Source organism: Streptomyces rubrogriseus (assembly GCF_027947575.1).
Classification (GTDB): Bacteria; Actinomycetota; Actinomycetes; order Streptomycetales; family Streptomycetaceae; genus Streptomyces; species Streptomyces rubrogriseus.
On the sequence record NZ_CP116256.1, the window covers coordinates 2,144,985 to 2,169,980 of the forward strand.

The window sequence follows — 24,996 nt, forward strand, 5'->3', positions numbered from 1 at the left end:
GCACCCATGGCAACGCTTGAAATCCGAGACCTGCACGTCACCGTCGAGGCCGACAACGCCACGAAGGAGATCCTCAAGGGCGTCGACCTCACCGTGAAGCAGGGCGAGACGCACGCCATCATGGGCCCCAACGGCTCCGGCAAGTCGACCCTCGCCTACTCCCTCGCGGGTCACCCGAAGTACACGATCACCGGCGGCACCGTCACCCTCGACGGCGAGGACGTCCTGGAGATGTCCGTCGACGAGCGCGCCCGCGCCGGCCTCTTCCTCGCCATGCAGTACCCGGTCGAGGTCCCCGGCGTCTCGGTCTCCAACTTCCTGCGCACCTCCGCCACCGCCGTCCGCGGCGAGGCCCCCAAGCTGCGGCACTGGGTCAAGGAGGTCAAGGAGGCCATGGAGCGCCTCAACATGGACCCCGCCTTCGCCGAGCGCAACGTCAACGAGGGCTTCTCCGGCGGTGAGAAGAAGCGCCACGAGATCCTCCAGCTGGAGCTGCTCAAGCCGAAGGTCGCCATCCTCGACGAGACCGACTCCGGCCTGGACGTCGACGCCCTGCGCGTCGTCTCCGAGGGCGTCAACCGCGTCCGCGAGACCGGCGAGGTCGGCACCCTGCTGATCACGCACTACACGCGCATCCTGCGCTACATCAAGCCCGACCACGTCCACGTCTTCGCCAACGGCCGCATCGCCGAGTCCGGCGGGGCCGAGCTGGCCGACAAGCTGGAGGCCGAGGGCTACGAGGCATACACGAAGGGCGGCGCATCCGAGTGACACAGCTGCCGGGCCTCCTCGACACAGAGGCGATCCGCAAGGACTTCCCCATCCTGGACCGCCAGGTCCACGACGGGCACAAGCTCGTGTACCTGGACAACGCGGCGACCAGCCAGAAGCCGCGGCAGGTGCTGGACGCGCTCAGCGAGTACTACGAGCGCTACAACGCCAACGTCCACCGCGGCGTGCACGTCCTCGCCGAGGAGGCCACGGCGCTGTACGAGGGCGCGCGTGACAAGGTCGCGGAGTTCGTCAACGCGCCCTCGCGCGACGAGGTGATCTTCACCAAGAACGCCTCGGAGTCCCTCAACCTGGTCGCGAACATGCTGGGCTGGGCCGACGACCCCTACCGCGTGGACCACGAGACCGAGATCGTCATCACGGAGATGGAGCACCACTCCAACATCGTGCCGTGGCAGCTGCTGGCGCAGCGCACCGGTGCGAAGCTCCGCTGGTTCGGCCTCACCGACGACGGCCGCCTGGACCTGTCCAACATCGACGAGGTCATCACCGAGAAGACGAAGATCGTCTCCTTCGTGCTGGTCTCCAACATCCTGGGCACCCAGAACCCGGTCGAGGCGATCGTGCGCCGGGCCCAGGAGGTCGGCGCGCTGGTCTGCATCGACGCCTCCCAGGCCGCGCCGCACATGCCGCTGGACGTACAGGCCCTCCAGGCCGACTTCGTGGCCTTCACCGGCCACAAGATGTGCGGCCCGACCGGCATCGGCGTCCTGTGGGGCCGCCAGGAACTGCTCGAGGACCTCCCGCCGTTCCTCGGCGGCGGCGAGATGATCGAGACCGTCTCGATGCACTCCTCCACCTACGCCCCGGCCCCGCACAAGTTCGAGGCGGGCACGCCCCCGGTCGCCCAGGCGGTCGGTCTCGGCGCGGCGATCGACTACCTCAACTCGATCGGCATGGACAAGATCCTCGCCCACGAGCACGCGCTGACCGAGTACGCGGTCAAGCGCCTGCTGGAGGTCCCGGACCTGCGCATCATCGGCCCCACCACGGCCGAGGAGCGCGGCGCGGCGATCTCCTTCACGCTGGGGGACATCCACCCGCACGACGTGGGCCAGGTCCTCGACGAGCAGGGCATCGCGGTCCGGGTCGGCCACCACTGCGCCCGCCCCGTCTGCCTGCGCTACGGAATTCCTGCGACCACGCGAGCGTCGTTCTATCTGTACTCCACGCCGGCCGAGATCGACGCACTGGTCGACGGCCTGGAGCACGTACGGAACTTCTTCGGCTGACGGGACGAGCGAAGAGCATGAAGCTGGACTCCATGTACCAGGAAGTCATCCTGGACCACTACAAGAACCCGCACGGGCGGGGCTTGCGGGATGGCGACGCCGAGGTCCACCACGTCAACCCCACCTGCGGGGACGAGATCACGCTCCGCGTGAAGTACGACGGCACGACGATCAGCGACGTCAGCTACGAGGGCCAGGGCTGCTCCATCAGCCAGGCGAGCGCCTCCGTGCTGAACGACCTGCTGGTCGGCAAGGACCTCGCCCAGGCGCAGCGGATCCAGGAGACCTTCCTGGAGCTGATGCAGTCCAAGGGCAGGATCGAGCCCGACGACGCGATGGAGGAGGTCCTGGAGGACGCGGTCGCGTTCGCCGGGGTCTCGAAGTACCCGGCCCGGGTCAAGTGCGCCCTGCTGAGCTGGATGGCCTGGAAGGACGCGACCGCCCAGGCGCTGGACGGCGCCGACGCCGAGAAGGAGACGACGGCATGAGCGAGACCCTGGAGATGAAGCCGGCCTCGGAGGAGGAGCTCCGCGAGGCCCTGATGGACGTCGTGGACCCCGAGCTGGGCATCGACGTCGTCAACCTCGGCCTGATCTACGGCATCCACGTCGACGACGCGAACATCGCCACCGTCGACATGACCCTGACGTCGGCGGCCTGTCCGCTGACCGACGTGATCGAGGACCAGGCCAAGTCCGCCACGGACGGCCTGGTCAGCGAGCTGCGCATCAACTGGGTCTGGATGCCGCCGTGGGGCCCCGACAAGATCACGGACGACGGCCGCGAGCAGCTGCGCGCGCTGGGGTTCAACGTCTGAGCCACACCGCACCGGCAGCACGGTTTCGGAGAACGGCGGCACCTTCGGGTGCCGCCGTTTCTCGTGTTCGCACCCGCCCTCATCCATCGTTATGTACGCTCGTACACATGGGATATCTGCTCCTGGCCGGAGCCATCGCCGCCGAGGTCGCCGGCACCACCGCCATGAAGTACAGCGAGGGTTTCAGCAGGCTGGTGCCGTCCCTGCTGACGGCCCTCGCGTACGTCCTCTCCTTCGCGCTCCTCGCCCAGACCCTGAAGATCCTCGCCGTCGGCACGGCGTACGCGATCTGGGCCGGAGTGGGCACGGCGGCCATCGCCACCATCGGCGTGGCCTTCATGGGTGAGGGGATGACCCTCACCAAGGCCGCCGGCATCGCGCTGATCATCATCGGCGTCGTCGTCCTCAACCTCGGCGGAGCGCACTGATGCCCCGCCGCCACGACCCGGAGCGCCGCCAGCGCATCATCGACGCGGCGATCAGGGTCGTCGGACAGAAGGGCATCGCCGGCCTCAGCCACCGCACCGTCGCCGCCGAGGCGGACGTGCCGCTCGGCTCCACGACGTACCACTTCGCGACCCTCGACGACCTCATGGTGGCCGCCCTGCGCCAGGCCAACGAGGGCTTCGCCAGGGTCGTCGCGGCGCACCCCGCCCTGTCCGACCCCGAGGCCGACCTGCCCGGCGAACTCGCCCGCGTCCTCGGCGAGTGGCTGGGCGGCGACCGCACCGGCGTGGAGCTGGAGTACGAGCTGTACCTCGCCGCCCTGCGCCGCCCCGCCCTGCGCCCGGTCGCCGCCAAGTGGGCCGAGGGCGTGGGCGCCCTGCTCGCCGCCCGCACCGACCCCACGACCGCCCGCGCCCTGGTCGCCGTCCTCGACGGAATCTGCCTCCAGGTCCTGCTGACGGACACGCCGTACGACGAGGAGTACGCCCGGGAGGTGCTGACCCGGCTGATCCCCGCGCCCGCCACCCGAGACGGCCGCGGGCCCGGCTCGCTTCCACCGGCGACGGCCGGTTAGGTTGCCCTCATGACCGACACGACTGCTCCCCGCACCACCGGCGCCGTGGCCGCCGGCCTCGCCACGATCGCCGCCGACGGCACCGTCCTCGACACCTGGTTCCCGGCCCCCGAACTGTCCGACGAGCCCGGCCCCTCCGGCACCGAGCGCCTCACCGCCGAGCAGGCCGCCGAACTCCTGGGCGGCGGCGCGACCGCCGCGGTCGGTCCGGACGCCCGCCGCGGCGTCGAGGTGGTCGCGGTCCGCACGGTCATCTCCTCGCTGGACGAGAAGCCGGTCGACACGCACGACGTCTACCTGCGCCTGCACCTGCTCTCGCACCGCCTGGTCAAGCCGCACGGCCAGAGCCTGGACGGCATCTTCGCCCACCTCGCCAACGTCGCCTGGACCTCGCTGGGCCCGGTGGCCGTCGACGACATCGAGAAGGTCCGCCTCAACGCCCGCGCCGAGGGCCTGCACCTCCAGGTCACCTCGATCGACAAGTTCCCGCGCATGACGGACTACGTCGCCCCCAAGGGCGTCCGCATCGCCGACGCCGACCGCGTGCGGCTCGGCGCCCACCTGGCCGAGGGCACCACGGTCATGCACGAGGGCTTCGTCAACTTCAACGCCGGCACGCTGGGCACCTCGATGGTCGAGGGCCGCATCTCCGCGGGCGTCGTCGTCGGCGACGGCTCCGACATCGGCGGCGGCGCCTCCACCATGGGCACCCTCTCCGGCGGCGGCAACGTCCGCATCGTCATCGGCGAGCGCTGCCTGGTCGGCGCCGAGGCGGGCGTCGGCATCGCGCTGGGCGACGAGTGCGTGGTCGAGGCCGGCCTCTACGTCACCGCGGGCACCCGCGTCACGATGCCCGACGGCCAGGTCGTCAAGGCCCGCGAACTCTCCGGCGCCTCCAACATCCTCTTCCGCCGCAACTCGGTCACCGGCACGGTCGAGGCCCGCCCGAACAACGCGGTCTGGGGCGGCCTGAACGAGGTCCTGCACAGCCACAACTGAGCCCGCGCAGGCTCGCCGAGCGCCCTCTGCCGCCGTTTGCGGGGAGGGCGCTCAGGCGTCTGCGGGGGAGGGTTTCGCGGTGGCGTCCTCCTGTTGGCGGCGCACGATCTCCGTGATCCAGGCGGGGGCGTACGGGGAGGTGCAGCCCGGGGGAGTCGGGTAGTCCTTCAGGACGCCCAGGCGTTCGCCGATGGCGAGGGCGCGGGGGCGGTGTTCGGGGTGGTCGATGCCGATCCGGGCCAGGCAGTGGTTCATCGCCCACTGGAGGCGGTCCGGGGCGTCGCTCATCTCCGACTCGACGGTGTCCAGCAGGGCCGGGAGGTCGAGACCCGCCGGGTTCCTCGTCACGCGTTCCGTGGTCAGCGCCCAGCCGGCGCTCGCGACCACCGGGTCCGGGTCGGCGGTCCAGGCCACGCGCAGTTCCTCGGCGTGCGGGTTCTTCTTCACCACGTAGGCGACGAGCCAGTCGTGCACCTTCGGAGTGCGGGCCTCGCGGAGCATGGTGTCCAGTTCGTCGCGGTGCAAGGCCTTGGGGCGGCAGATCAGGAGGCTCAGCAGCCGCGCGGCGGTGTCGTCCGTCGCCCACAGGCGGCGTGCCAGGTCCGGCTGCGTCTTCAGGCGCTTCGCGATCGCGCGCAGCCTGGTGAGGTTCACCCCGTGGTCGTCGCCGTGCTTCTCGTTCACCGCCCGGATCCGCGGATCCTCGAGCGCGGCCAGCTCGGCCGTCACCTCGGCCACCGTGGGCCCGGTCGGCGTCCTGCCCGGCGTCTTCTCCGGCACCTCGGCCCCTCCTGTCGGCCCGTGTCGCCCTCTGTCGGTCATCTGCGGAGGCCCAGCCTACGGCGCTCGGGCACATCTCGTAGTGGTCGCCCCACCAGCGGCGGCCCTTGGTGTCCCAGGGCCGGAGTCCGCCCGGGACGATCCGGGTCACGTAGCGTCTTCTGCTCGTCGCGGGCACCGTAACCCGCACGTACGGATGACTGCCCGTGACTTGTCGGTGGTCTTGGCGGATGAACGGGTGGACGCAGTGTCCGATCAGACGCCGATCCGACGAGAAGAGGAACTGGGATGACGCCTGGGACGAGGAACGAGCGGGTGGGGGCCGCGGCGCGCCTGCTGGCCGGGGCGGGGGCCGCGGTGCTGGTGTGCTGCGGGTCGGTGTGGGCCGCGGGGGCCGCGCACGCCGACGAGACGACGACCGGTTCGCACAACGGCCCCCGGGTGGGGCTCCTCAACGTCCACGTCGGGCAGATCGACGACCCGGCGGAGGACGTACTGGAGCACACCCTGCTGTTCGGCGACGGCTACGCCTGGGACTGAGAGGCGTCGGCGGCCAGTTCTCCGTAGGCCGCCAGCAGGCCGGCGGTGGTCTCCGGGTCCGCGGACCGCAGCGGTGCGCGGACCGGGCCCGCCGGCAGGCCCAGCGCGCCGAGGAGGGCCTTGGCGGTGACCGTGCCGGGCAGGCCGGCCGCCATCATCGACTCGACGAGCGGGACCGCCCGCCGCTGGAGCAGGGCGGCCCGGCCGGTGTCGCCCGCGTCGAAGGCGTCGAGGACGGCCCGGAACAGCTCCGGCACGACGTTGGCGACGGTGCTGACGTACCCCGCCGCTCCGATCGCGTAGAGGGCGAGGACCTGTTCGTCGCAGCCCGCGTAGTAGGCCAGACCGGTGCGGGACAGCACCTTCTGGGTGCCGAGGAGGTCGTAGGCGCAGTCCTTGACGGCGACGATCCGCGGGTGCGCGGCGAGCCGGACGACGGTGTCGGGTTCGATACGGGTGCCGGTGCGGCCCGGGATGTCGTACAGCATCACGGGCAGGCCGCTCGCGTCGGCGACCTCGCGGAAGTGCGCCTCCAGGGCGTCCTGCGGCGGCCTGCTGTAGTACGGCGCGACCACCAGCAGTCCGTCCGCGCCGGCCTTCTCCGCGGCCAGGGCCAGTTCCACGGTGTGCCGGGTGTCCGCGGTGCCCACCCCGGCGACGAGTGCCGCGCGGTTCCCGACCGCCTCCCTGACCGCCGTCACCAGCGCCGCCTTCTCGGCGTCCGTGGTGGTCGGCGACTCGCCCGTGGTGCCGGACAGCACCAGGCCGTCACAGCCCCGCGAGACCAGCCGGTCGGCGAGCCGCTGGGCGCCGTCGAGGTCGAGAGCGCCGGACCCGGTGAAGGGCGTGACCATGGCGCACAGGCTGCGGCCGAAGGGTGCGGAGTCGTCGTCTGTCGTCATGGAAGTAGTGTCGGCGGCCGGACAGTGTAGCTCCACTTAATTCTGCTACGAGGTATGTGTAATGAATGCTTCAGGGTGAGGGAAGCGGTCCGGGGACTGGGGCGGCGCGGGTACCGGCAGGGGTAGCGCCGTTCGGCCCGGGGTACCCGGGGTGCTCCGAACCGAGAGGAGGCGGGAACACCGTGACCGGAACCACGCACACCAGGCCGGTGCGCGACGAGCAGCACTCCGTGGGCGAGCTCGTCGGGCAGGCCACCGAACAGCTCTCCCGGCTCGTGCGCCAGGAAGTGGCCCTCGCCAAGATGGAACTGGCCGAGAAGGGCAAGCGCGCCGGGCGCGGCGGCGGAATGCTCGGTGCCGCGGGCGCCATCGCCTACGTGGGCCTGTTCGCCCTGGCCGGCACGGCCACCGCCGCGCTCTCGCTGGTACTGCCCGTCTGGGCCGCGGCGCTCATCGTGACGGCGGCGCTCTTCGTGATCGCCGGCGTACTGGCCATGACCGGTCGCGCCCAGCTCCGCCGGGCCGTGCCACCCAAGCCCGAGGAGACCCTCGGCAGCGTCAGGGCCGACGTGGACCAGATCAGGGAAAGGGCACATCGATGACCGACGCGACGAGCCGGGACGGTTCGAGGAGCGGCTCCACCGAGCAGCCGGTCGGCGGCGCCAAGGGCCCCGACGAGCTGCGGAGGCAGATCGAACAGACCCGCGGCCAGCTCGGCGACACCGTGGAGGAGCTGGCGGGCAAGGCCGACGTGAAGGGCCGCGCCAAGGCCCGGGCCGCCGACCTGAAGGACAAGGCGGGCGCGATGAGCGTCCAGTTGCGCAGCTCCGCCGCGCACGCCGGGCACACCGTGCACGACAAGGCGGGCCGGGCCGGGCACACCGCGCACGACAAGGCGGGCCGGACCAAGGACGCCGCGGAGCGGCACGCGCGGCCCGGGCGGGCGCGCGGTGCGGTGCGGGCGGGCCTCGGGCACCCGCGGGCCGTGCTGGCCGCAGGGGCGGCGGCCGGCGTGGTGGTCGCGGCGAGCCTCGTGCGGCGCCGGCAGCACGGGCACTGCTGAGCGCACGCGCGGGAACGGCACGTGGGCGAGGGGCTCTGGACGGGGCCCCTCGCCCATGTGCCGTTCCACCGGTGCCGGAAGGGGCTTGACCTCAACCATGGTCGAGGTCGGAGGGTGGTGCGTGCACCCGACGGAAACCGATCACTGGAGGCCGGCATGACCCGCCGCACCGACGCCCACCCCGACCTGGCCCGCCCCGACGCCCTGGCGCCCTTCTTCAGCACCTGGCGGGTCGGCACCCCCGAGCGGCAACGGCAGACCGTCGACGCCATCGCCCGTACCTGGGAGAGCCGGCCCTGGCCCGCCGAAGACCTGCGCGGCTACCACGTCTACACGGGGCACGACGGCAGCACACTGCTGCACCACTCCCAGTGGGCGAGCGAGCAGGCGTACGAAGCCTTCGTCAAGACCCACCGGCAGGAGCGCGTCGACGAGATCGACACCGCCGTGCCGGGCATCGAACGGCTGGGACTCGGCAGGTACCGGCGCTACCGCAGCACGCGGCGCGAGGACCCGGCGGCCGCCGTCGTCCCCGGCTGCGTCGTGATCGTCGACGTCGAGTTCGAGGGACCCGACCCCGACCGTCAGCGCGCCTGGGTGGACGCCGTCTTCGAGGCCCTGGAGAGCGAGCCGAGCCCGCGCCCCGGTGGCATCTCCGCCCACTTCCACCTCAGCACCGACGGCACCCGCGTCCTCAACTACGCCGAGTGGGAGAGTGCCCAGGCCCACCGCGACGCCCTCGCCGCACCCGGGGACGGTGTCGGCTCTTCGACACCTCAGTGGGAGCGGGTGCAGACCTGGCCGGGCCTGAAGAGCAGCACGGTCAGCCGCTACGACCACGTGCTGGGCCTCGTGCCCCGCTGAAGCCGCCGAACCCGCCCCCACCGTCGGCCGGTTACGGACGGAAACGCAGCACCTGCGGGTCGTGGTCGCTGATCTGGTCGTGGAACTCGGAGTTGACGTGCACGCTGTCGTAGGACAGGTGTCCGGCGCGGCGCACCGACGGGCTGACCAGGATCTGGTCCAGGACCTGGCTGTTGCCCTGGTAGACGTACGAGTAACGCTCGCTCCTCGGCAGCGACTTCACCGCCGACCACAGGGCGCCGTCGTCCTCCAGGACGCGGGCGGTCCCGGAGAACTCGAAGTCGTTGATGTCGCCGAGCGCGACGACGTCCGCGTTCTTCTGGGCGGCCAGGATCTCCTTGACGAAGGTGTTCACCACCTTCGCCTGGGCGTGGCGCTGGGTCTCCGAGCTGCGCGACGGCGGCTGGTACTGCGCCGTCAGACCCTGGTCGCCGCCCTTGGAGTTGAAGTGGTTGGCGATGACGAAGACCGTCCGGCCGCGGAAGACGAACTCGCCCGCCAGCGGCTTGCGGCTGTCCTCCCAGGCCGGGTTCGCCGGGTCGACCCGCCCGGGGGAGAGGGTCAGCGCCGCCTTGCCGCGCGCCTTGCGCACCCCGGTCGCGGTGGTGGCGTCGCCGCCCGCGCGGTCGGTGAAGGAGACCCGCTCCGGGTTGAACAGGAACGCCTGGCGGATGTTGCCGCCGGGCTGGCCGCCGTCCGCCTTGTCCACCGGGTCGATGCCCCGCCACTCGTAGCGCGGGCCGCCGGCCGCGACGATCGCGTCGATCAGCTTCCCGACCGTCGCGTCGGCCGCCACGGTGCCGTCGTCCGTGGCGCCGTTGTTGTCCTGGATCTCCTCCAGCGACACGATGTCGGGCGACTTCAGGTTGTGCACGATCGTTTCGGCGTGCGCGGTGAAGGTGTCGTCCGACGGGTCGAGGTTCTCGACGTTGTACGTCGCCACCGCCAGCTCGCGCGCGCTCTGCCGGCGCGTCGACTCGCGCTCGGTGTCGCCGCTCTCCAGGGCGCCGATCTCGCTCGCGACCAGGGTGTAGCCGCCGTACTGGTTGTAGTCCAGTGGACCGGCGGTGGTACCGGCGAGCGTGTCGCCCACGTCGGCGACGGGGAAGTCGGCCGGCTTGCCCAGCGACTGGATCTGCAGCCGGCCGGTGTTCTGGTCGTCGTAGGAGCCGTAGACCGTGCCGCCGCGGCGGTTCGGGTTCTCCCAGGGCTTCACCGTGACCCACAGCTCGGTGTACGGGTCCGAGGCGCCGACCACACGGGCGTCGGCGACCCGGACGTTCATGCCCTCCAGCGACTCGTAGTAGTCCAGGGCGTACGTCCTCGGCCGCAGGGCCAGGCCGTTGACCGAGCCGTTGGCCGCCCCGTCGCCCTCGGGGGCGTACGCGCGGGGCACGGAGCGGGCGGAGACGGTCGTCGCGGCCGGGATCGCGTTGCCGCCCGAGACGACGGTGACCGTCGGACGGGTGATCTCGGTCAGCGACTGGTTCCCCGAGGACGTACCGCCGGGGACGTACTCCGAGACCGTGCCGGACACGGTGACCGCGTCACCGACGGCGACCTCGGGAGCCCTGTTCGTGAAGACGAAGACGCCCTCGCTGGTGGCCGGGTCCGCGTCCGGCAGCGGGTCCTGCATCCAGAAGCCCTTGGAGGAGCCGTAGCCGCGGACGCCGGTGACGATTCCGGCCACGTCCGTGACCTGCTCGCCGGCGTACGGCGACAGCCTGGTGCTGCCCTGGACGTCGTGGATCCGCACCGGGCCGGCCGCTGCGGAGGCGGCGTGCGCGGGCACGGTGAGGACGACGGTGGACGCCGCCGAGCAGACGGTGGCGACGGTGAGCGCGGCGAGGCGCGCGAAGGACTTGCTGGCCAACGGATCCCTCCGGGGATGTGACGTGGCGCGGGACTCTACGCGCGTCAATCTCCTGCCTGCTCCGGCCAGTTGTCAAGGTTTCGGCCATGTACACCACCCGTCGGGGAGATGAACCGGGCGGCATGGGGCGAAACCCGTCTAGGCTGAGCCGTTGAGCCGTACGCGGTCCGAACGCGGCCGTACGGCGGTCAAGAGGCGCGCGAGGAGAAACATCCGATGTCAGACAGCTCCACCCTGCCGCCCGCACGGCTGCGCCCCGAAGCGGAGCTGGCCCGCGACGCGCTGTCCGCGCCGGTGCTCGCCCGGGCCGCGCGGCTGGCCCGCTGGGCCGATGCCGGCACCCGCGTCGACGCCGGGGGCGGACTCGTCGAGGAGCAGCTGCCCGCGGCGGCCGAGCAGCTCGGGCTGAGCGGGGACGACGCCGCCGCCCACGCGAGCGAGGCCTGGCGGATCGCCGTCGACACCGGGCTCGTCGAGATCACCGACGAGGAGACGGGCACCGTGGCCGCGGGCGAGGACCTCGCCCTGCTCACCGGCGGCTCCCCCCAGGACGTGCTCGGGGTCTGGCTCACCGCGCTGGAGGCCGTGCTCGCCGACGCGAGCGTGCCCGACCTCGACGACCTGGTCGACGCGATGGCCGAGGGCGGCGAGGTCGACCTGTCCTCCCTCGACTGGGACCCCGAGGCCGAGTCCGATTTCCTCGACGGCGTGCTCGGCAACCTCTACCTACTCACCGTCGGCGAGGAGGGCCCCGGCGAGGCCCCGGTGCCGCTGCCGGCGCTGGCCGCCTCCGTGATCGTGCCCAGCGACATGGGCGAGCCCAGCAACGAGGTCCTGGAACAGGTGTCGGACGCGATGATGCGCCTGGACGACCAGTTCCGGCTGCTCGAACCGGTCGGCCTCGTCGAGTACCAGCCGGTCGACGAGGCGCTCATGGCCGACGCCGACGAGGAGCCCGCCGCCCCCGTCGACGAGGCCGACGTCACCCGCTACGGCATGGTGCGGCTCACCCCGCTGGGACTGTACGGACTGCGCGCCCGGCTCCTGGACGCCGGCTTCGAGGCGCCCGCCGTCGGTGACCTCTCCGACAAGGGCGCCGACGCGCTCCTCGACGGCACCGCGCCCTTCCCGCCGGCCGCGGCCCACGCCGAGACCGAGCTGTGGCTGGCCGGGCGGAGCCCGCTCGACGCCGCCCGTGAACTCCTCGCGGCGGCCCGTGGCGCCGACCCCGGGGCTCCGCTGCGCCGGCTGCGCTGCCAGCAGGCGCTCTCCCTGGTCGGCGCGGAGGCCGAGCCCGCGCTGCGGGAGGTCCTCGACGACGCCGAACTGGGCGGCCTCGCCCGGGTGTGGCTCACCGAGCACGGGGCCCCGGACGTCCCGGCGCCGCCGCAGGAGATGGTCTTCTGGCTGACCATCGACACCGTCGCCGCCCAGCTCGCCGCCGAGGGCAACTCCGAGGAGCTGCGCGCCCTGGTGGAGGGCCTCGCCCGGCAGCACAGCGGCTTCTTCGACACGGTCTGGCGGGTCGAGCACCCGGCCACGCCGGAGGTCCTGGAGGCGATGGGGCGGCTGCACCCCGACAAGAAGGTGGCCAAGGAGGCCCGCAAGGCGGCGTTCAAGGCACGCTCCCAGCAGGGCGGCTGAGCGCCCCAGAGCGGCGTACGGGGGCGGGACGGCGGCCGAGCGGCGTACGGGGCCCGGCGGGCGGCGGCCCGGGGGCGGGGGAGAGGTCTCCGCCAGTTCAACTCCCGTTCAGGCGCCGGCGGGATCCCCGTTCAGGCGCGGACGGAACCGTGTCGCCGGATCGAGGTCCGCCACCCTCCACGGCTCGCCCACCGTCACAGGAGACACCATGTCGCTCACCCGCAGGGACTTTGCCGGCCGATCCGCGCTCACCGGCGCCGGGGTCGTGCTGGCGGGCAGCGTCGGCGCCCTCGCCACCGCCCCCAACGCCCTCGCGTCCACGGACACCGACAGCGTGGGGGAGGAGCACGGCCACGGGCACGACGGTCACCACGGCCACGGCGGGGTCGGCTACGGGCCGCTGATCCCCGACCCGGACGGCATCCTCGCCCTGCCCGCCGGGTTCCGGTACGAGATCATCACCTACTCCGGCCGGACCAGGCTGGAGTCCGGCGAGTACACCCCGTCCAACCACGACGGCACCGCCGCCTTCGACGGCCCGCGCGGCACCACCCTCCTCGTCAACAACCACGAACTCGGCGGCCACCGCGACGACTGGCCGCACCCCGTGCCGCTCACCGAGGGCCTCGTCTACGACCCGGCCGCCGCCGGCGGCTGCACCGTCGTCGAGGTCCGCCGCGGCGGCCACGTCGCCGAGTGGGTCGGCATCGCCGGCACCGCCACCAACTGCGCGGGCGGCAGCACCCCGTGGGGCACCTGGCTGACTTGCGAGGAGACCGAGGACAAGGCCGGCGAGGAGGGGATGACCAAGGACCACGGTTACGTCTTCGAGGTCGACCCCGAGGACCGCCGCGCCAACCGCGAGCCCAAGCCGGTCAAGGCGCTCGGCCGCTACGCCCACGAGGCCGTCGTCATCGACCCCAAGCGCGGCCACGCCTACCTCACCGAGGACGCCTCGGGACCCAACGGCCTCCTGTACCGCTGGACCCCGCCGGAGCACTTCCGGCAGGGCCGCGGCCGGCTGCGCGCCCTCGCCGACGACGCCGGGGTCCTCCAGGCGTTCAAGTGCTTCGACTCCGGCGGCAAGTTCGTCGACGACCTCTCCCGCGCCACGAAGACCGGCACCGTCTACGGCGTCGACTGGGTCGACGTCCCCGACCGCGACGCGAAGACCACCTCCGTGCGCAAGCAGTTCGCCATTGGCGAGGTCACCCGCGCGCGCAAGCTGGAGGGCATGTGGTGGGCCGACGGCGGCGCCTACATCGTCTCCTCCTACGCCCGTGCCGAGAGCCCCGGCCGGCCGCACGACGGCCAGGTCTGGTTCTACGACCCCAAGCGCCGCACCCTGACGCTGAAGGTCCTGCTCGGCGTCAACGCCGACCCGTCCGCCGACGGCGCCTTCGACGGCCCCGACAACATCACCGTCTCCCCGTACGGCGGTCTGGTCATCGCCGAGGACGGCGACGGCGTCCAGCACCTCTTCGGCGCCACCGACAGCGGCCGCACCTACCCCATCGCCCGCAACGAACTGAACCTGGGCACCGAGGACGAGCCCGAGTACAGCGAGTTCACCGGCGTCACCTTCTCGCCCGACGGCCGCACCCTCTACGCCAACATCCAGACGCCGGGCATCATGCTCGCCATCACCGGACCCTGGAAGCGCCAGAAGCGCCGGTAGTTAATTCGCTCGCCCGAACGACGGCCGCCCTTTTAGAGTGATGAACGTCCAGGTGCGAAGGCAGGACCTACTTCCACTCATAATGGGGCGGCCACGGGTTCGAGTCCCGTCACCGGCACAACGCGCCGGTGTAGCTCAGGGGTTAGAGCACCTTGTCGGTTCCGCCGACCTGAACTCTGGACACCCACAACTTCATGCACCTCCCGGTGCGCGGGCCGCGGCTACTTCTTCTGCAAAAAGAATCCCATGCCGCCGCCCACTTGATCTCGGGAGGCCCAGCAGTCGAAGGGTGCCCGGTGCGCAGGCAGCGGATACTTCCTTTGATCGGACGGTTGCGGGTTCGAATCCCGTCATCGACCTCGGGTCGGTGTAGCTCAATCCGGCAGAGCATCCGCATAGTCCCGTCGCCGATTCTGACCTCGGGCACCCTTCCACTGCCGTGTCTCCCTCCGGAAATGTTCGGGATTTCGAGCTTTCGAGAATTCGGGGGAATTCACCATGGCGCGCTTCAACACCAGGACCGCGAAGGCGCAGCCCACCTCGCGCGTGACGTCGACGGGCCGCGTGCTGCGCACCTGCGAGGGCGGCCGGGGCACCGAGCGCGACGCGCGCTCCGAGCTCTACCTGCTGTCGGTGGCCAACTTCGTGTCCCAGCGGACCTTCTACGAGTCCGGCGCCGCCCGCGACGACCGTTTCGCCGCGCTGGTGCGCGAACTTGCCGTCGCCGACCCGTCCTGGACGGCCGGCCTGCTCGGCTGGCTGCGCGGCGAGGGCAACCTGCGCACCGCCTCGATCGTCGGCGCCGCCGAGTACGTCAAGGCCCGCCTCGACTCCGGCGACACCGATGGGCCGTCCAACCGGCAGGTGATCGCCTCCGTCCTGCGGCGGCCCGACGAGCCCGGTGAACTGCTCGCGTACTGGACCGCGACGTACGGCCGCGCCGTGCCCAAGCCGGTCAAACGGGGGATCGCCGACGCCGTGCGGCGGCTCTACCACGGCAAGTCGCTGCTGAAGTACGACACCGCGTCCAAGGGGTACCGCTTCGGCGACATCCTCAACCTGGTGCACGCGGCGCCCGACCCCGACAAGCCGTGGCAGGGCGAGCTGTTCCAGTACGCCCTCGACCGCCGGCACCACCCGGACACCGCGGTGCCGCCCGCCTCGAACCGCGTCCTGACCGCGCACCGCGAGCTGATGGCGCTGCCCGTCCCCGAGCGGCGAGCGGTGGTCACGGCGCCCGACGGTGCCGAGCGGCTCGCGGCGGCGGGCATCACGTGGGAGATGCTGGCCGGCTGGCTCCAGGGGCCGATGGACAAGGCCGCCTGGGAAGCGGTGATCCCGTCCATGGGAGCGATGGCGCTCGTCCGCAACCTGCGGAACTTCGACGAGGCCGGTGTCTCGGACGAGGTCGCCGCCCGGGTCGCGGCGCGGATCAGCGACCCGGCCGAGGTGGCGCGCTCGCGGCAGTTCCCCTTCCGCTACCTCGCCGCGTACCGGCACGCGCCGTCGCTGCGCTGGTCGTACCCGCTGGAGCAGGCGCTCGGCCACTCGCTGGCCAACGTGCCCGCGCTGGGCGGCCGGACGCTGGTCCTCGTGGACCGGTCGGGCTCGATGTTCTACTCGCGGATGTCGGACCGCTCCGAGCTGACCCGGGCCGACGCGGCGGCGGTCTTCGGCACGGCGCTGGCGCTGCGGGCGGCCGACGCGGACCTGGTCGAGTTCGGTTCGTCGAGCAACCGCGTGACGTACCGCGAGGGCGAGTCGGTGCTGAAGGTCCTGGGCCGGTTCCGCAACCTCGGCGGCACCGACACCACCGAGGCGGTGCGGCGCCACTACGCGAAGCACGACCGGGTGCTGATCGTCACCGACGAGCAGTACGCGTACAGCAGGCACGGCGACCCGACCGAGCAGGTCCCGGCGCACGTGCCCGTCTACACCTGGAACCTCGCCGGGTACCGGGCGGGCCACGGTCCGTCGGGCCGGGCGAACCGGCACACCTTCGGCGGGCTCTCCGACGCCGCGTTCCGGATGGTTCCGCTGCTCGAGGCCGGCCGGGACGCCGACTGGCCCTGGGACGCCCGGGACGAGCACGCGCGGTAGGGTGCCCGGAAGGTTGCCCGCTGTGCAGGGAGGGGCTGTGGCGCAGGTCAGGCCCATGCGGGCGGATGCCCGGCGTAACCGTGAGCGGTTGCTGGCGGTGGCGGCGGAAGCCTTCGCCGAACACGGGGAGGGTGCCTCCCTGGACGACATCGCCCGGCGGGCCGGCGTCGGCGTCGGCACCCTCTACCGGCACTTCCCGACGCGCCAGGCGCTGCTGGAGGCCGCCTACCTGGAGCGCCTGGAGGCGATCGCGGCCCGCGCCGACGTGATCGCGGCCGACCGGCCGCCGGGCGCGGCGCTCATGGCGTGGCTCGACGAGCTGGCCGTCGGGATGCTCCAGGTGCGCGGCCTCAAGGCGCTGCTCGGCACGGCCGTCACCGGCGGCGGACCGGCGTGCGGCGACTGTGTGCGCGGCGCGGCGACCCGGCTGGTGCGGGGCGCGCAGGAAGCCGGCGCGCTGCGGCCGGACGTGGAGCCGGTCGAGGTGCTGAGACTGCTGCACGGCGTGGTGACGGCGGCCGAGGCGGCCGACGAGGTGGACGGCACCGCCGTACGGCGGTACCTGTCGCTGCTCATGGAAGGACTGGGGCAGGGACTGGGACTGGGGCAGCGGCCGGGGCAGGTCTAGGGGCGCCCGCGGCCGGGCGCCCCCAGGTGGCCCCGGTCGCCTACAGCGCCTGTGCGGCCGGCTTCACCATGCCGCGGACCGTGCGGGACTTGACGAAGTCGCCCATGGCGGTCATCTCCCACTCGCCGGAGTACTGGCGGATCAGCTTCGCCATCATCACGCCGGTCTGCGGCTCGGCGCTGGTGAGGTCGAAGCGGACCAGCTCCTCGCCGCTCGCGGCGTCGATGAGGCGGCAGTAGGCCTTGGCGACCTCGGTGAACTTCTGGCCCGAGAACGAGTTCACCGTGAAGACCAGGCCGCTGACCTCCTGCGGGAGCCGGCCCAGGTCCACGACGATCACCTCGTCGTCGCCGCCGCCCTCGCCGGTGAGGTTGTCGCCGGAGTGCTTGATCGCGCCGTTCACGATCGAGAGCTTGCCGAAGTAGCAGCTGTCGATGTGGTTGCGCTGCGGGCCGTAGGCGATGACCGAGGCGTCCAGGTCGATGTCCTTGCCGCGGTACGCCGGCTCCCAGCCGAGGCCCATCTTCACCTGCGAGAGCACCGGCCGGCCGCCCTTGACCAGGGAGACGGTCTGGTTCTTCTGGAGGCTGACCCGGCCCTTGTCGAGGTTGATCTTGCCGGTGCCCGGGGCGGGGGCCGGCGGTGCGGCGGGCGGGGCGGGCGGAGCGGCGGGCATCGTGGGCGCGGCCGCGGGGGGCGGCGGGGGCGTGACCGCCTGGGGCTGCGGCGGGGTCGCCGGGGCGGCCGGTTCCTCCACCGTGACGCCGAAGTCGGTGGCGATGCCGGCGAGGCCGTTGGAGTAGCCCTGGCCGACCGCGCGGGCCTTCCAGGCGCCGTTGCGCAGGTAGACCTCGACGATCACGAGGGCGGTCTCGGTGCCGAGCTGCGGGGGCGTGAAGCTGGCGAGCACGGAGTTGTCGTCCGCGTTGCGGATGGTGGCGGTCGGCTCGATGCCCTGGAAGGTCTGGCCGGCGGCGTCCGGGCTGGCGGTGACGACGATCTTCTCGATGCCCGGCGGGACGGCGGCGGTGTCCACCACGATCGCGTCCGGGGCGGTGCCGCCGCCGGAGCGGTAGGTCACACCCTGGCCGGTGGGCTGGTTGTAGAAGATGAAGTCGTCGTCGGAGCGCACCTTGCCGTCGGCGGTGAGCAGCAGGCCCGATACGTCGAGCCGCACGGGAGCGGCGACGTCCACCGTCACGCGGGCGGCGGAGAGGGGGATGTTCGAGCCGGGGGTCATAGCTGTCATGCCGGGTGAACGAGCGAGGGCGTTTTACCGTTCCCTTACCCGGCGGCCAATCGGGTCAGGGCCGTGTTCCGCCCGGTCAGCGGCGGTTTCGGGGGTGGTTGCGGGCCGTGCGTTCGTTGCCGTGCCTGTAGTTGCCGGTCCAGCGGGCCATGACCAGCTGGGGGTCGCCGGAGGTGACCTCTTCGAGGAAGCGGGCGGCTCGGGAGCCGTTGAGGGTGGTGGCGGGGTGGTTGTGGTGGGTGATGTGGACGGTGCCGGACGCGGTGGCGGTGTAGGCGAAGCCGTTCGGTTTGGGCATGGCGGGATGGTAGGAGGCGGTGGTGGGGGCGGCCCAGTGGATTTCGCCCCCGCCGCCCCTCCCATTCCCGTCCCTGGGGGCTGCCGCCCCCAGACCCCCGCCTTTCGGCCTGGACGGCCTCGTCCTCAAACTCCCCCAGAGGGGGCACCCCCAACGGGCTGGGGGTGCCGGGCGTTGGCTGGACAGTCCTACGGCACGACCACGATCTTGCGGCCCACGCCCGCCGCGAACTGCTCCAGGGCCTGGGGATAGCGGGCCAGTTCGATGCGGTCGCTGATGAAGACGTCCGGGTCGAGGACGCCGTTCGCGAACAGCTCCGCCGCGCGCTCGTAGCTGTGGAGGACCGCCATCGAGCCCGTGATGGTGATCTCCTGGTTGTAGATGCGGTACGGGTCGATCTGCACGCGCGTCGCGTAGTCGGCGACGCCGAACTGGAGGAAGGTGCCGGCCTTGGCGACGCGGTCCAGGCCGTCCTGGATCGCCGCCGCGTTGCCCGTGGCGTCGATGACCAGGTCCCAGCCCTGGGGGCGGTCCAGCTCGTCGGGGGTCGCGGCCGAGGCCGAGACGCCGAGGCCGCGGGCCGTTTCCAGGCGGGCCGGGTTGAGGTCGACCATGTCGACGCTGGCCGCGCCGGTGCGCTTGGCCAGCTCCAGCATCATCAGGCCCATCGTGCCGGAGCCGTAGATCAGGACGTGGGCGCCGAGGCGGGACTGGAGGACGTCGTAGCCGCGCACGGCGCAGGAGAGCGGTTCGATCAGGGCCGCGTCCTGGGTGCGGACGTGCTCGGGGAGCTTCACGCAGTTCGCGACCGGCGCCACCGCGTACTGGGCCGCGCCGCCCGCCGTCGTCACGCCGATGGCCGCCCAGCGTTCGCAGAGGTTGTTGTGGCCGGTGCGGCAGTAGCGGCACTCGTAGCAGTAGAGGGAGGGGTCGACCGCGACCTGGTCGCCGACCGCCACCTCGGTGACCTGGGCGCCGACGCCGACCACCGCGCCCGCGAACTCGTGACCCGGCACGATCGGCAGCTTGGGCGCGAACTCGCCCTGGAGGATGTGCAGGTCGGTGCCGCACAGGCCGCAGGCGGCGACCTCGACGACGACCTCGCGCGGCCCTGGCGTCGGGTCGGGGACCTCGGTGACGACGGCGCGGCCCACGGACTCGATGACGGCGGCCTTCATTTCACGGCTCCCAACGACAGGCCCTGGACCAGTTTGTCCTGGGCGGCGAACCCCGCGGCGAGCACCGGCAGGGAGATGACGAGCGACGCGGCGCACACCTTGGCCAGGAAGAGGCCCTGGCTGGTGATGAAGCCGGTCAGGAAGACGGGGGCGGTCTCGGCGACCACGCCCGTCAGGACCCGGGCGAAGAGCAACTCGTTCCAGCTGAAGATGAAGCAGATCAGGGACGTCGCGGCGATGCCCGGCAGGGCGATGGGGGCCACCACGCGGACCAGGATGGTGGGCAGTTTCGCGCCGTCCACCCGGGCCGCCTCGATGATCGCGACCGGGACCTCGGCCAGGAAGGACTGCATCATCCAGACCGCGATCGGCAGGTTCATCGAGGTGTAGAGGATGACCAGCAGCCAGATGTTGTCCAGCATGTCGGTGTTCTTGGCGAACAGGTAGATCGGCAGCAGGCCCGCCACCACCGGCAGCATCTTGGTGGAGAGGAAGAAGAACAGGACGTCCGTCCACTTCTTCACCGGGCGGATGGACAGGGCGTAGGCGGCGGGCAGGGCCAGGACCAGGACGAAGAGGGTCGAGGCGATCGACGCGACCGCCGAGTTGATCAGGGCGGGCCAGGGGCTGGCGCCGCCGCCCGCGCCGAAGAACTCGCGGTAGCCGTCCAGCGTCAGCGAGGCGGCGAAGGAGGGCGGGTTGGTGGCCGCGTCCGACTCAGAGTGGAAGGAGGTCAGCGCCATCCAGGCGATGGGCAGGAAGAAGACGATGCCGACCAGCCAGGCCACCAGGCCCAGGCCGGCACCGGCCCTGCGGCGGGTGCGTACGGGCGGCTTGGCGTCGGTGACGACGGGGCGTACGGCGGTGGCGCTCATGCGCGGCCGACCTCCTCGCGGAACAGGGACGACACCACGCGCAGCGCGAAGGTGGCGATGATGATCGAGCCGATGACGACCAGGACGCCCGCGGCCGAGGCGAGGCCGTTCTCGTGGGCCTGGTAGAAGCTCTGGTAGACGGTGTAGGGCAGGTTGGCCGTGCCCAGGCCGCCGGAGGTGATGGTGAAGACGGCGTCGAAGTTCTGGACGATGTAGATCGAGCCGAGCAGGGCGCCGAGTTCGAGGTAGCGGCGCAGGTGGGGCAGGGTGAGGTGGACGAAGATCTGCCAGTCGCCCGCGCCGTCCACCCGGGCGGCCTCGATCTGCTGCTGGTCCCGGCTCTGCAGTCCGGCCAGCAGGATGAGCATCATGAACGGCGTCCACTGCCACACCAGCGATGCCTCGACCGCGAGCAGCGGGGTGTTGGAGATCCAGTCCGGCTGGGGTCCGCCGACGTAGTGCAGCAGGCCGTTGAGCAGGCCGTACTCGGGGTTGTAGAGGACGTGTTTCCAGAGCAGGGCTGCCGCCACCGGGACCACCAGGAACGGGGCGATCAGCAGGGTGCGGACCACGCCGCGCCCCTTGAACCTCCGGTCGAGGAGCAGGGCGAGGGCCAGGCCGAGGACCAGGCTGACCAGGACGACCGCCACGGTGAGCAGGATGGTCGTCCACACCGACTTGCGCAGGGCGGGGTCGCTGAGGACGTCGCCGTAGTTGGCGAAGCCGGTGAAGCTGCGGGCGTCCGGGTAGAGGGCGTTCCAGTCGAAGAAGGAAATCACCAGGGTCGCCACGAAGGGCAGTTGGGTGACCACGACCATGAAGATCAGGGCGGGGAGGAGCGGGGCGCGGGTGGCCCAGGCGCGCAGCCGGTTGGACGGCGGGCGGACGGCGGGGCGGGGGTGCTCGGGTGCGGCCGAGGGGGCCGTGGTCGTGGCGGTCATCGTCCCTCGTACTCCTCGGAGATCTGCTCGGCGAGCTGCTGGGACTTCTTCAGGGCCTCCTCGACGGACTGGCGTCCGGCGATGGCCGCGCTGATCTCCTGGGAGACCTTGGTACCGAGGTCGGTGAACTCGGGGATGCCGACGAACTGGATGCCGGGGGCGGGCCGCGGCTGCACGCCGGGGTCCTTGGGCCTGGCGCCCTCGATGGCCTTCCTGGTCATCTCCTGGAAGGCGGCGGCCTCCTTGACGTAGGCCGGGTTCTGGTACGTCGAGGCGCGCTTGCCGGCCGGGACGTTGGACCAGCCGATCTCGTCGCCGACCAGCTGCTCGTACTCCTTGCTGGACGCCCAGGAGACGAACTTCCAGGCCTTGTCGGAGTTGCGGGAGGCCTTCTGGATGCCCCAGGCCCAGGTGTAGAGCCAGCCGGAGGAGTCCGTCTTCTCCACCGGCGCGGGCGCGTAGCCGATCTTGCCCTTGACCGGGGAGTCGGCGGCGTCCAGGGAGCCGGCCGCGGAGGTGGCGTCGTACCACATGGCGACCTTGCCCTGCGTCATGTTGTTCAGGCACTCGGCGAAGCCGGACTGGGCGGCGCCGGACTCGCCGTGCTCGCGGACCAGGTCGACATAGAACTTCGTCGCCTTCTCCCACTCGGGGGAGTCGAGCCGGGCCTGCCAGTCCTGGTCGAACCAGGTGCCGCCGAAGGTGTTCACGACCGTCGTCAGGGGTGCCATCAGCTCGCCCCAGCCGGGCAGCCCGCGCAGACAGATGCCCTTCATGCCGGGCTCCGACCCGTCGAGCTTCTCGGCGAAGCCGGCCACCTGGGTCCAGGTGGGGTGCTCGGGCATGGTCAGGCCCGCCTTGGCGAACAGGTCCTTGCGGTACATCAGGAAGGAGGACTCGCCGTAGAAGGGCTGGCCGTAGAGCTTGCCGTCGTCGGCGGTGAGGGACTCGCGCATCGGGCCGAGGACGTCCTGCTCGTCGTAGGCGGGGTCCTTGGCGACGTAGGAGTCCATCTCGTGCAGCCAGTCGTTGCGGGCGTAGATCGGTATCTCGTAGTTGGAGAGGGTGGCGGCGTCGTACTGGCCGGCCTGGTTGGCGAAGTCCTGGCTGATCTTGTCGCGGACGTCGTTCTCCGGCAGGACGGTGAAGTTCACCTTGATGCCGGTCTCCTTGGTGAAGTGGCCGGCGGTGAGCTTCTGCAACTCGACCATCTGCGGGTTGTTGACCATCAGGACGTTGATGGCGTTGCCGCCGGAACCGGCGCCGCCCGCCCCGACCCAGCAGCCGGTGAGCAGCGGGGCGAGCAGCGTCCCTGCGGCGGCCATGGCGAGTGTGGCTCGCGGCCTCCGTCGGCTCTGGGTTCGCATGGATCGCTCCTGAACGTATGGGGAGGTATGGGGAGGTAAAGGGCAGTGGAAGGTGTGGGTGTGCCGTGCGGGACGGGGGCGGGTGGTTCTCAGACGCGGATGATCTGGGGGCCGAGCAGGGAGTAGCGGTGGGCCTCGGCCGAGGGCAGCAGCGTGCTGGTGACGATGGCCTCCAGGGCGCCGACCTCCGCGAACCGGCAGAAGCTCACCGCCCCGAACTTGGTGTGCGCGCCGGCGAACACCGTGCGGCGGGCGGCCCGGATGGCCTGCGCCTTGACCTCGCTGACCGCGGGGTCGGGGGTGGTGAGACCGTGCTCCCGGGAGATGCCGTTGGCGCCGATGTACGCCAGGTCGATGACGAAGCCGGCCAGCATCTTCGTGGTCCAGTGGTCGACGGTGGCCAGGGTGCCCGAGCGGACCCGGCCGCCGAGCAGCAGGACGGAGGTGTCGCCCGCCTCGGCCAGCGCGCCCGCCACCGGCAGGGACGCGGTGACCACGGTCAGCGGCCGGTCCCGGGGCAGGGCCTCGGCGATGAGCTGGGGGGTGAAGCCCTCGTCGACGAAGACCGTCTCGGCGTCGCCGAGCAGTTCGGCGGCGGCGGACGCGATCCGGCGCTTCTCGGGCACGTGGCTGGTGGCGCGGAAGGCGAGCGTGGTCTCGAAACCGGCGCTCTCCACCGGGTAGGCGCCACCGTGGGTGCGGCGGACCAGGCCGTGGTCCTCCAGGGCGCGCAGGTCGCGTCGTACGGTCTCCTTGGCGACGCCCAGTTCGGCGGCGAGCGCGGTGACGTCGACCGAGCCGGTGGCGCGGGCGACCCGCACGATCTCGTGCCGGCGTTCTTCCGTCGTCCTCGTCCCCGTGCTCATGCCGAACACCTGCCTCACCGCCTCGTCGCCGTGTGGTTGCCCGTTCGGGCCCGGATGGCCCTTGGGGGAAGTTCTACAGCGGCCGCGCGGCACTGACCAGGCCTGTTGCGGACCCGATACTGCCCGGGTGTGCCCGTTTGCCGTGCCGGGTGCCCGTCTCGGACCTGGGGTTCGGCGCGGGGCGGGGTGAGAACGGGCAGCGCGGATGCCCGCATAAGGAAGCGGACGGGCCCGTTCGGTGCCCGTCCGCTTCTTCCGTGGTTCTCGCGTGGTCGTCTTCCGGTCAGTACGGCCAGATCGGGGGGTCGGTCACGAAGTGGCCGCCCAGGCGGGCGTGCGCCGGGTCGCCGGGGTCGAGTTCGCCCTGTTCGGCGACGAGCTTGTCGGCGTACGGCTCGGAGTCGTCCTGCGGCTCGTAACCGAGCGCCCGCGCGGAGGTCAGGTCCCACCACAGGCGGGTGTTGGCCGAGGAGCCGTGGACGACGGTGTGCCCCACGTTCTCGGCGGTGAGTGCCGCGTGGAAGAGGCGGGCGCCGTCCGCGGGGCTCATCCACACCGAGAGCATGCGCACGCTGGTCGGCTCGGGGAAGCAGGAGCCGATGCGGACGGAGACGGTCTCGATGCCGTGCTTGTCCCAGTAGAGCTGGGCGAGGTCCTCGCCGAAGCACTTGGACAGGCCGTAGAAGGTGTCCGGGCGGCGTGGCGTGTCGACGGGGATGAGGGGGTCGTCGCCCTGCGGCCGGGGGGTGTAGCCGACGGCGTGGTTGGAGGAGGCGAAGACGATGCGGCCGACGCCCTCCTCGCGGGCGGCCTCGTACAGGTTGTACGTGCCCTCGATGTTCGCCGCGAGGATCTTGTCGAAAGAGGCTTCCAGGGAGATGCCCGCGAGGTGGATGATCGCGTCGACGCCCCGGACCGCCTCGCGCAGGGCGTCCCGGTCGGCGAGGTCGGCGACGATCGCGTCCGGCTCGCCCTCGACCGGGAGCAGGTCGAGCAGGCGCAGCTCGTAGCCGTGGCCGGGGAGCAGTTCCCGCATCAGGGTGCCGAGGCCGCCGGCGGCGCCGGTGAGCAGGACGGTGCGGGGAGCGGGCATCCTCGGGACTCCTAGGTCGGTCTGTGGAAGCGGCAGGCGTGCACATGCGTGCCGGTGTGTGCCTCACGTTCAGATGTGTGGACACGCTAAGGAGCAGGTGGTCAGGCGTCAAGAGGGCGCCTGCTTGACGGTGTTCGCGGGGCGGCTTAGCGTGGTCGCGTTCAGAAATGTAGACGTGGGTCATGAATATGATGAC

General features: G+C 71.7%; 26 protein-coding genes and 1 tRNA gene. 16 read left to right on the top strand and 11 right to left on the bottom strand.

What is annotated here, in order from left to right; all coding sequences use genetic code 11:
- Positions 1 to 6: 6 nt before the first annotated feature.
- The 7 genes from sufC to dapD all read left to right on the top strand — a co-directional run bounded on the left by sufC (position 7) and on the right by dapD (position 4,861).
- A complete protein-coding gene (sufC, locus tag Sru02f_RS09380) occupies positions 7 to 771 on the top strand; it encodes a Fe-S cluster assembly ATPase SufC (protein WP_031046948.1) in 765 nt (254 codons plus the stop codon).
- A complete protein-coding gene (locus tag Sru02f_RS09385) occupies positions 768 to 2,024 on the top strand; it encodes a cysteine desulfurase (RefSeq protein WP_109031968.1) in 1,257 nt (418 codons plus the stop codon). The genes sufC and Sru02f_RS09385 overlap by 4 nt, the downstream gene beginning before the upstream one ends.
- Positions 2,025 to 2,041: 17 nt before the next feature.
- Positions 2,042 to 2,512: a Fe-S cluster assembly sulfur transfer protein SufU gene (sufU, locus tag Sru02f_RS09390; protein WP_030868583.1), complete on the top strand. Its 471-nt coding sequence runs from the start codon at positions 2,042 to 2,044 to the stop codon at positions 2,510 to 2,512.
- Positions 2,509 to 2,841: a metal-sulfur cluster assembly factor gene (locus Sru02f_RS09395; RefSeq protein ID WP_003976900.1), complete on the top strand. Its 333-nt coding sequence runs from the start codon at positions 2,509 to 2,511 to the stop codon at positions 2,839 to 2,841. The genes sufU and Sru02f_RS09395 overlap by 4 nt, the downstream gene beginning before the upstream one ends.
- A 107-nt stretch (positions 2,842 to 2,948) precedes the next feature.
- A complete protein-coding gene (locus Sru02f_RS09400; RefSeq protein WP_003976901.1) occupies positions 2,949 to 3,269 on the top strand; it encodes a DMT family transporter in 321 nt (106 codons plus the stop codon).
- Complete coding sequence (locus tag Sru02f_RS09405) at positions 3,269 to 3,862, top strand: TetR/AcrR family transcriptional regulator (protein WP_109031969.1); 594 nt, start codon at positions 3,269 to 3,271, stop codon at positions 3,860 to 3,862. Before Sru02f_RS09400 ends, Sru02f_RS09405 begins: the two co-directional genes overlap by 1 nt.
- 9 nt (positions 3,863 to 3,871) lie before the next feature.
- Positions 3,872 to 4,861 carry a 2,3,4,5-tetrahydropyridine-2,6-dicarboxylate N-succinyltransferase gene (dapD, locus tag Sru02f_RS09410; RefSeq protein ID WP_109031970.1) on the top strand — a complete coding sequence of 330 codons (990 nt, stop codon included), beginning with the start codon at positions 3,872 to 3,874 and terminating at the stop codon, positions 4,859 to 4,861.
- Positions 4,862 to 4,912: 51 nt separating this feature from the next.
- Here the strand turns inward: dapD and Sru02f_RS09415 are convergent, their stop codons facing one another.
- Positions 4,913 to 5,641 carry a DNA alkylation repair protein gene (locus tag Sru02f_RS09415; protein ID WP_109031971.1) on the bottom strand — a complete coding sequence of 243 codons (729 nt, stop codon included), beginning with the start codon at positions 5,639 to 5,641 and terminating at the stop codon, positions 4,913 to 4,915.
- Between the two features lie 288 nt (positions 5,642 to 5,929).
- On the opposite strand from Sru02f_RS09415, the gene Sru02f_RS09420 reads away from it, so the two are divergent.
- Positions 5,930 to 6,181, top strand: a complete 252-nt coding sequence (locus Sru02f_RS09420) for a hypothetical protein (RefSeq protein ID WP_109031972.1) — start codon at positions 5,930 to 5,932, stop codon at positions 6,179 to 6,181.
- Here Sru02f_RS09420 and dapA read toward each other — a convergent pair.
- A complete protein-coding gene (gene dapA / locus Sru02f_RS09425) occupies positions 6,166 to 7,083 on the bottom strand; it encodes a 4-hydroxy-tetrahydrodipicolinate synthase (RefSeq protein WP_174855075.1) in 918 nt (305 codons plus the stop codon). The two genes, Sru02f_RS09420 and dapA, sit on opposite strands and share 16 nt — an antisense overlap.
- Before the next feature lie 182 nt (positions 7,084 to 7,265).
- Between dapA and Sru02f_RS09430 the strand changes: the two genes are divergently transcribed.
- The 3 genes from Sru02f_RS09430 to Sru02f_RS09440 all read left to right on the top strand — a co-directional run bounded on the left by Sru02f_RS09430 (position 7,266) and on the right by Sru02f_RS09440 (position 9,010).
- Positions 7,266 to 7,685: a phage holin family protein gene (locus Sru02f_RS09430; RefSeq protein WP_109031974.1), complete on the top strand. Its 420-nt coding sequence runs from the start codon at positions 7,266 to 7,268 to the stop codon at positions 7,683 to 7,685.
- A complete protein-coding gene (locus Sru02f_RS09435; protein WP_109031975.1) occupies positions 7,682 to 8,146 on the top strand; it encodes a DUF3618 domain-containing protein in 465 nt (154 codons plus the stop codon). Before Sru02f_RS09430 ends, Sru02f_RS09435 begins: the two co-directional genes overlap by 4 nt.
- A gap of 156 nt (positions 8,147 to 8,302) precedes the next feature.
- On the top strand, positions 8,303 to 9,010 hold the full coding sequence (locus Sru02f_RS09440) for an antibiotic biosynthesis monooxygenase (RefSeq protein ID WP_109031976.1): 708 nt from the start codon (positions 8,303 to 8,305) through the stop codon (positions 9,008 to 9,010).
- Between the two features lie 31 nt (positions 9,011 to 9,041).
- Here the strand turns inward: Sru02f_RS09440 and Sru02f_RS09445 are convergent, their stop codons facing one another.
- Positions 9,042 to 10,883 (bottom strand): endonuclease/exonuclease/phosphatase family protein, encoded by a 1,842-nt coding sequence (locus Sru02f_RS09445; RefSeq protein ID WP_109031977.1) that lies wholly within the window; start codon positions 10,881 to 10,883, stop codon positions 9,042 to 9,044.
- A gap of 216 nt (positions 10,884 to 11,099) precedes the next feature.
- Here Sru02f_RS09445 and Sru02f_RS09450 point away from each other — a divergent pair, with 216 nt between their 5' ends.
- From Sru02f_RS09450 to Sru02f_RS09470, 5 genes are all read left to right on the top strand, one after another.
- The gene (locus Sru02f_RS09450; protein ID WP_109031978.1) at positions 11,100 to 12,527 is read left to right on the top strand and encodes a hypothetical protein; all 1,428 of its coding nucleotides are present in this window, start codon (positions 11,100 to 11,102) and stop codon (positions 12,525 to 12,527) included.
- A gap of 208 nt (positions 12,528 to 12,735) precedes the next feature.
- On the top strand, positions 12,736 to 14,205 hold the full coding sequence (locus Sru02f_RS09455) for a PhoX family protein (RefSeq protein WP_109031979.1): 1,470 nt from the start codon (positions 12,736 to 12,738) through the stop codon (positions 14,203 to 14,205).
- Positions 14,198 to 14,323 (top strand) — tRNA-OTHER (locus Sru02f_RS09460). Before Sru02f_RS09455 ends, Sru02f_RS09460 begins: the two co-directional genes overlap by 8 nt.
- A 380-nt stretch (positions 14,324 to 14,703) precedes the next feature.
- Positions 14,704 to 16,305, top strand: a complete 1,602-nt coding sequence (locus Sru02f_RS09465; protein WP_109031980.1) for a TROVE domain-containing protein — start codon at positions 14,704 to 14,706, stop codon at positions 16,303 to 16,305.
- A gap of 37 nt (positions 16,306 to 16,342) precedes the next feature.
- Entirely contained in the window at positions 16,343 to 16,933 is a 591-nt protein-coding gene (locus Sru02f_RS09470) for a TetR/AcrR family transcriptional regulator (RefSeq protein ID WP_174855076.1), read from the top strand.
- Positions 16,934 to 16,973: 40 nt separating this feature from the next.
- On the opposite strand, the gene Sru02f_RS09475 is transcribed toward Sru02f_RS09470, so the two are convergent.
- The 8 genes from Sru02f_RS09475 to Sru02f_RS09510 all read right to left on the bottom strand — a co-directional run bounded on the left by Sru02f_RS09475 (position 16,974) and on the right by Sru02f_RS09510 (position 24,800).
- Positions 16,974 to 18,173 (bottom strand): TerD family protein, encoded by a 1,200-nt coding sequence (locus tag Sru02f_RS09475; protein WP_109031982.1) that lies wholly within the window; start codon positions 18,171 to 18,173, stop codon positions 16,974 to 16,976.
- Positions 18,174 to 18,258: 85 nt separating this feature from the next.
- Positions 18,259 to 18,480: a hypothetical protein gene (locus tag Sru02f_RS09480; RefSeq protein WP_109031983.1), complete on the bottom strand. Its 222-nt coding sequence runs from the start codon at positions 18,478 to 18,480 to the stop codon at positions 18,259 to 18,261.
- A 188-nt stretch (positions 18,481 to 18,668) separates the two neighbouring features.
- The gene (locus Sru02f_RS09485; RefSeq protein WP_003976918.1) at positions 18,669 to 19,658 is read right to left on the bottom strand and encodes a zinc-dependent alcohol dehydrogenase family protein; all 990 of its coding nucleotides are present in this window, start codon (positions 19,656 to 19,658) and stop codon (positions 18,669 to 18,671) included.
- A complete protein-coding gene (locus Sru02f_RS09490) occupies positions 19,655 to 20,533 on the bottom strand; it encodes a carbohydrate ABC transporter permease (protein ID WP_109031984.1) in 879 nt (292 codons plus the stop codon). The genes Sru02f_RS09485 and Sru02f_RS09490 overlap by 4 nt, the downstream gene beginning before the upstream one ends.
- Positions 20,530 to 21,474 (bottom strand): carbohydrate ABC transporter permease, encoded by a 945-nt coding sequence (locus Sru02f_RS09495; protein ID WP_109031985.1) that lies wholly within the window; start codon positions 21,472 to 21,474, stop codon positions 20,530 to 20,532. The genes Sru02f_RS09490 and Sru02f_RS09495 overlap by 4 nt, the downstream gene beginning before the upstream one ends.
- Positions 21,471 to 22,841 (bottom strand): ABC transporter substrate-binding protein, encoded by a 1,371-nt coding sequence (locus tag Sru02f_RS09500; protein ID WP_109031986.1) that lies wholly within the window; start codon positions 22,839 to 22,841, stop codon positions 21,471 to 21,473. Before Sru02f_RS09500 ends, Sru02f_RS09495 begins: the two co-directional genes overlap by 4 nt.
- Positions 22,842 to 22,930: 89 nt before the next feature.
- Positions 22,931 to 23,707: a DeoR/GlpR family DNA-binding transcription regulator gene (locus tag Sru02f_RS09505; protein ID WP_109032111.1), complete on the bottom strand. Its 777-nt coding sequence runs from the start codon at positions 23,705 to 23,707 to the stop codon at positions 22,931 to 22,933.
- A 283-nt stretch (positions 23,708 to 23,990) separates the two neighbouring features.
- Positions 23,991 to 24,800 (bottom strand): NAD-dependent epimerase/dehydratase family protein, encoded by an 810-nt coding sequence (locus Sru02f_RS09510; protein WP_109031987.1) that lies wholly within the window; start codon positions 24,798 to 24,800, stop codon positions 23,991 to 23,993.
- Between the last annotated feature and the right edge of the window lie 196 nt (positions 24,801 to 24,996).

Bases quoted from the DNA above. Each gene is read 5' to 3' on its own strand.
- sufC (WP_031046948.1), top strand. From the start codon at position 7: ATGGCAACGCTTGAAATCCGAGACCTGCACGTCACCGTCGAGGCCGAC.
- sufU (WP_030868583.1), top strand. From the start codon at position 2,042: ATGAAGCTGGACTCCATGTACCAGGAAGTCATCCTGGACCACTACAAG.
- Sru02f_RS09395 (WP_003976900.1), top strand. From the start codon at position 2,509: ATGAGCGAGACCCTGGAGATGAAGCCGGCCTCGGAGGAGGAGCTCCGC.
- Sru02f_RS09400 (WP_003976901.1), top strand. From the start codon at position 2,949: ATGGGATATCTGCTCCTGGCCGGAGCCATCGCCGCCGAGGTCGCCGGC.
- Sru02f_RS09405 (WP_109031969.1), top strand. From the start codon at position 3,269: ATGCCCCGCCGCCACGACCCGGAGCGCCGCCAGCGCATCATCGACGCG.
- dapD (WP_109031970.1), top strand. From the start codon at position 3,872: ATGACCGACACGACTGCTCCCCGCACCACCGGCGCCGTGGCCGCCGGC.
- Sru02f_RS09420 (WP_109031972.1), top strand. From the start codon at position 5,930: ATGACGCCTGGGACGAGGAACGAGCGGGTGGGGGCCGCGGCGCGCCTG.
- dapA (WP_174855075.1), bottom strand. From the start codon at position 7,083: ATGACGACAGACGACGACTCCGCACCCTTCGGCCGCAGCCTGTGCGCC.
- Sru02f_RS09435 (WP_109031975.1), top strand. From the start codon at position 7,682: ATGACCGACGCGACGAGCCGGGACGGTTCGAGGAGCGGCTCCACCGAG.
- Sru02f_RS09440 (WP_109031976.1), top strand. From the start codon at position 8,303: ATGACCCGCCGCACCGACGCCCACCCCGACCTGGCCCGCCCCGACGCC.
- Sru02f_RS09450 (WP_109031978.1), top strand. From the start codon at position 11,100: ATGTCAGACAGCTCCACCCTGCCGCCCGCACGGCTGCGCCCCGAAGCG.
- Sru02f_RS09455 (WP_109031979.1), top strand. From the start codon at position 12,736: ATGTCGCTCACCCGCAGGGACTTTGCCGGCCGATCCGCGCTCACCGGC.
- Sru02f_RS09465 (WP_109031980.1), top strand. From the start codon at position 14,704: ATGGCGCGCTTCAACACCAGGACCGCGAAGGCGCAGCCCACCTCGCGC.
- Sru02f_RS09475 (WP_109031982.1), bottom strand. From the start codon at position 18,173: ATGACCCCCGGCTCGAACATCCCCCTCTCCGCCGCCCGCGTGACGGTG.
- Sru02f_RS09480 (WP_109031983.1), bottom strand. From the start codon at position 18,480: ATGCCCAAACCGAACGGCTTCGCCTACACCGCCACCGCGTCCGGCACC.
- Sru02f_RS09485 (WP_003976918.1), bottom strand. From the start codon at position 19,658: ATGAAGGCCGCCGTCATCGAGTCCGTGGGCCGCGCCGTCGTCACCGAG.
- Sru02f_RS09490 (WP_109031984.1), bottom strand. From the start codon at position 20,533: ATGAGCGCCACCGCCGTACGCCCCGTCGTCACCGACGCCAAGCCGCCC.
- Sru02f_RS09495 (WP_109031985.1), bottom strand. From the start codon at position 21,474: ATGACCGCCACGACCACGGCCCCCTCGGCCGCACCCGAGCACCCCCGC.
- Sru02f_RS09500 (WP_109031986.1), bottom strand. From the start codon at position 22,841: ATGCGAACCCAGAGCCGACGGAGGCCGCGAGCCACACTCGCCATGGCC.
- Sru02f_RS09505 (WP_109032111.1), bottom strand. From the start codon at position 23,707: ATGAGCACGGGGACGAGGACGACGGAAGAACGCCGGCACGAGATCGTG.
- Sru02f_RS09510 (WP_109031987.1), bottom strand. From the start codon at position 24,800: ATGCCCGCTCCCCGCACCGTCCTGCTCACCGGCGCCGCCGGCGGCCTC.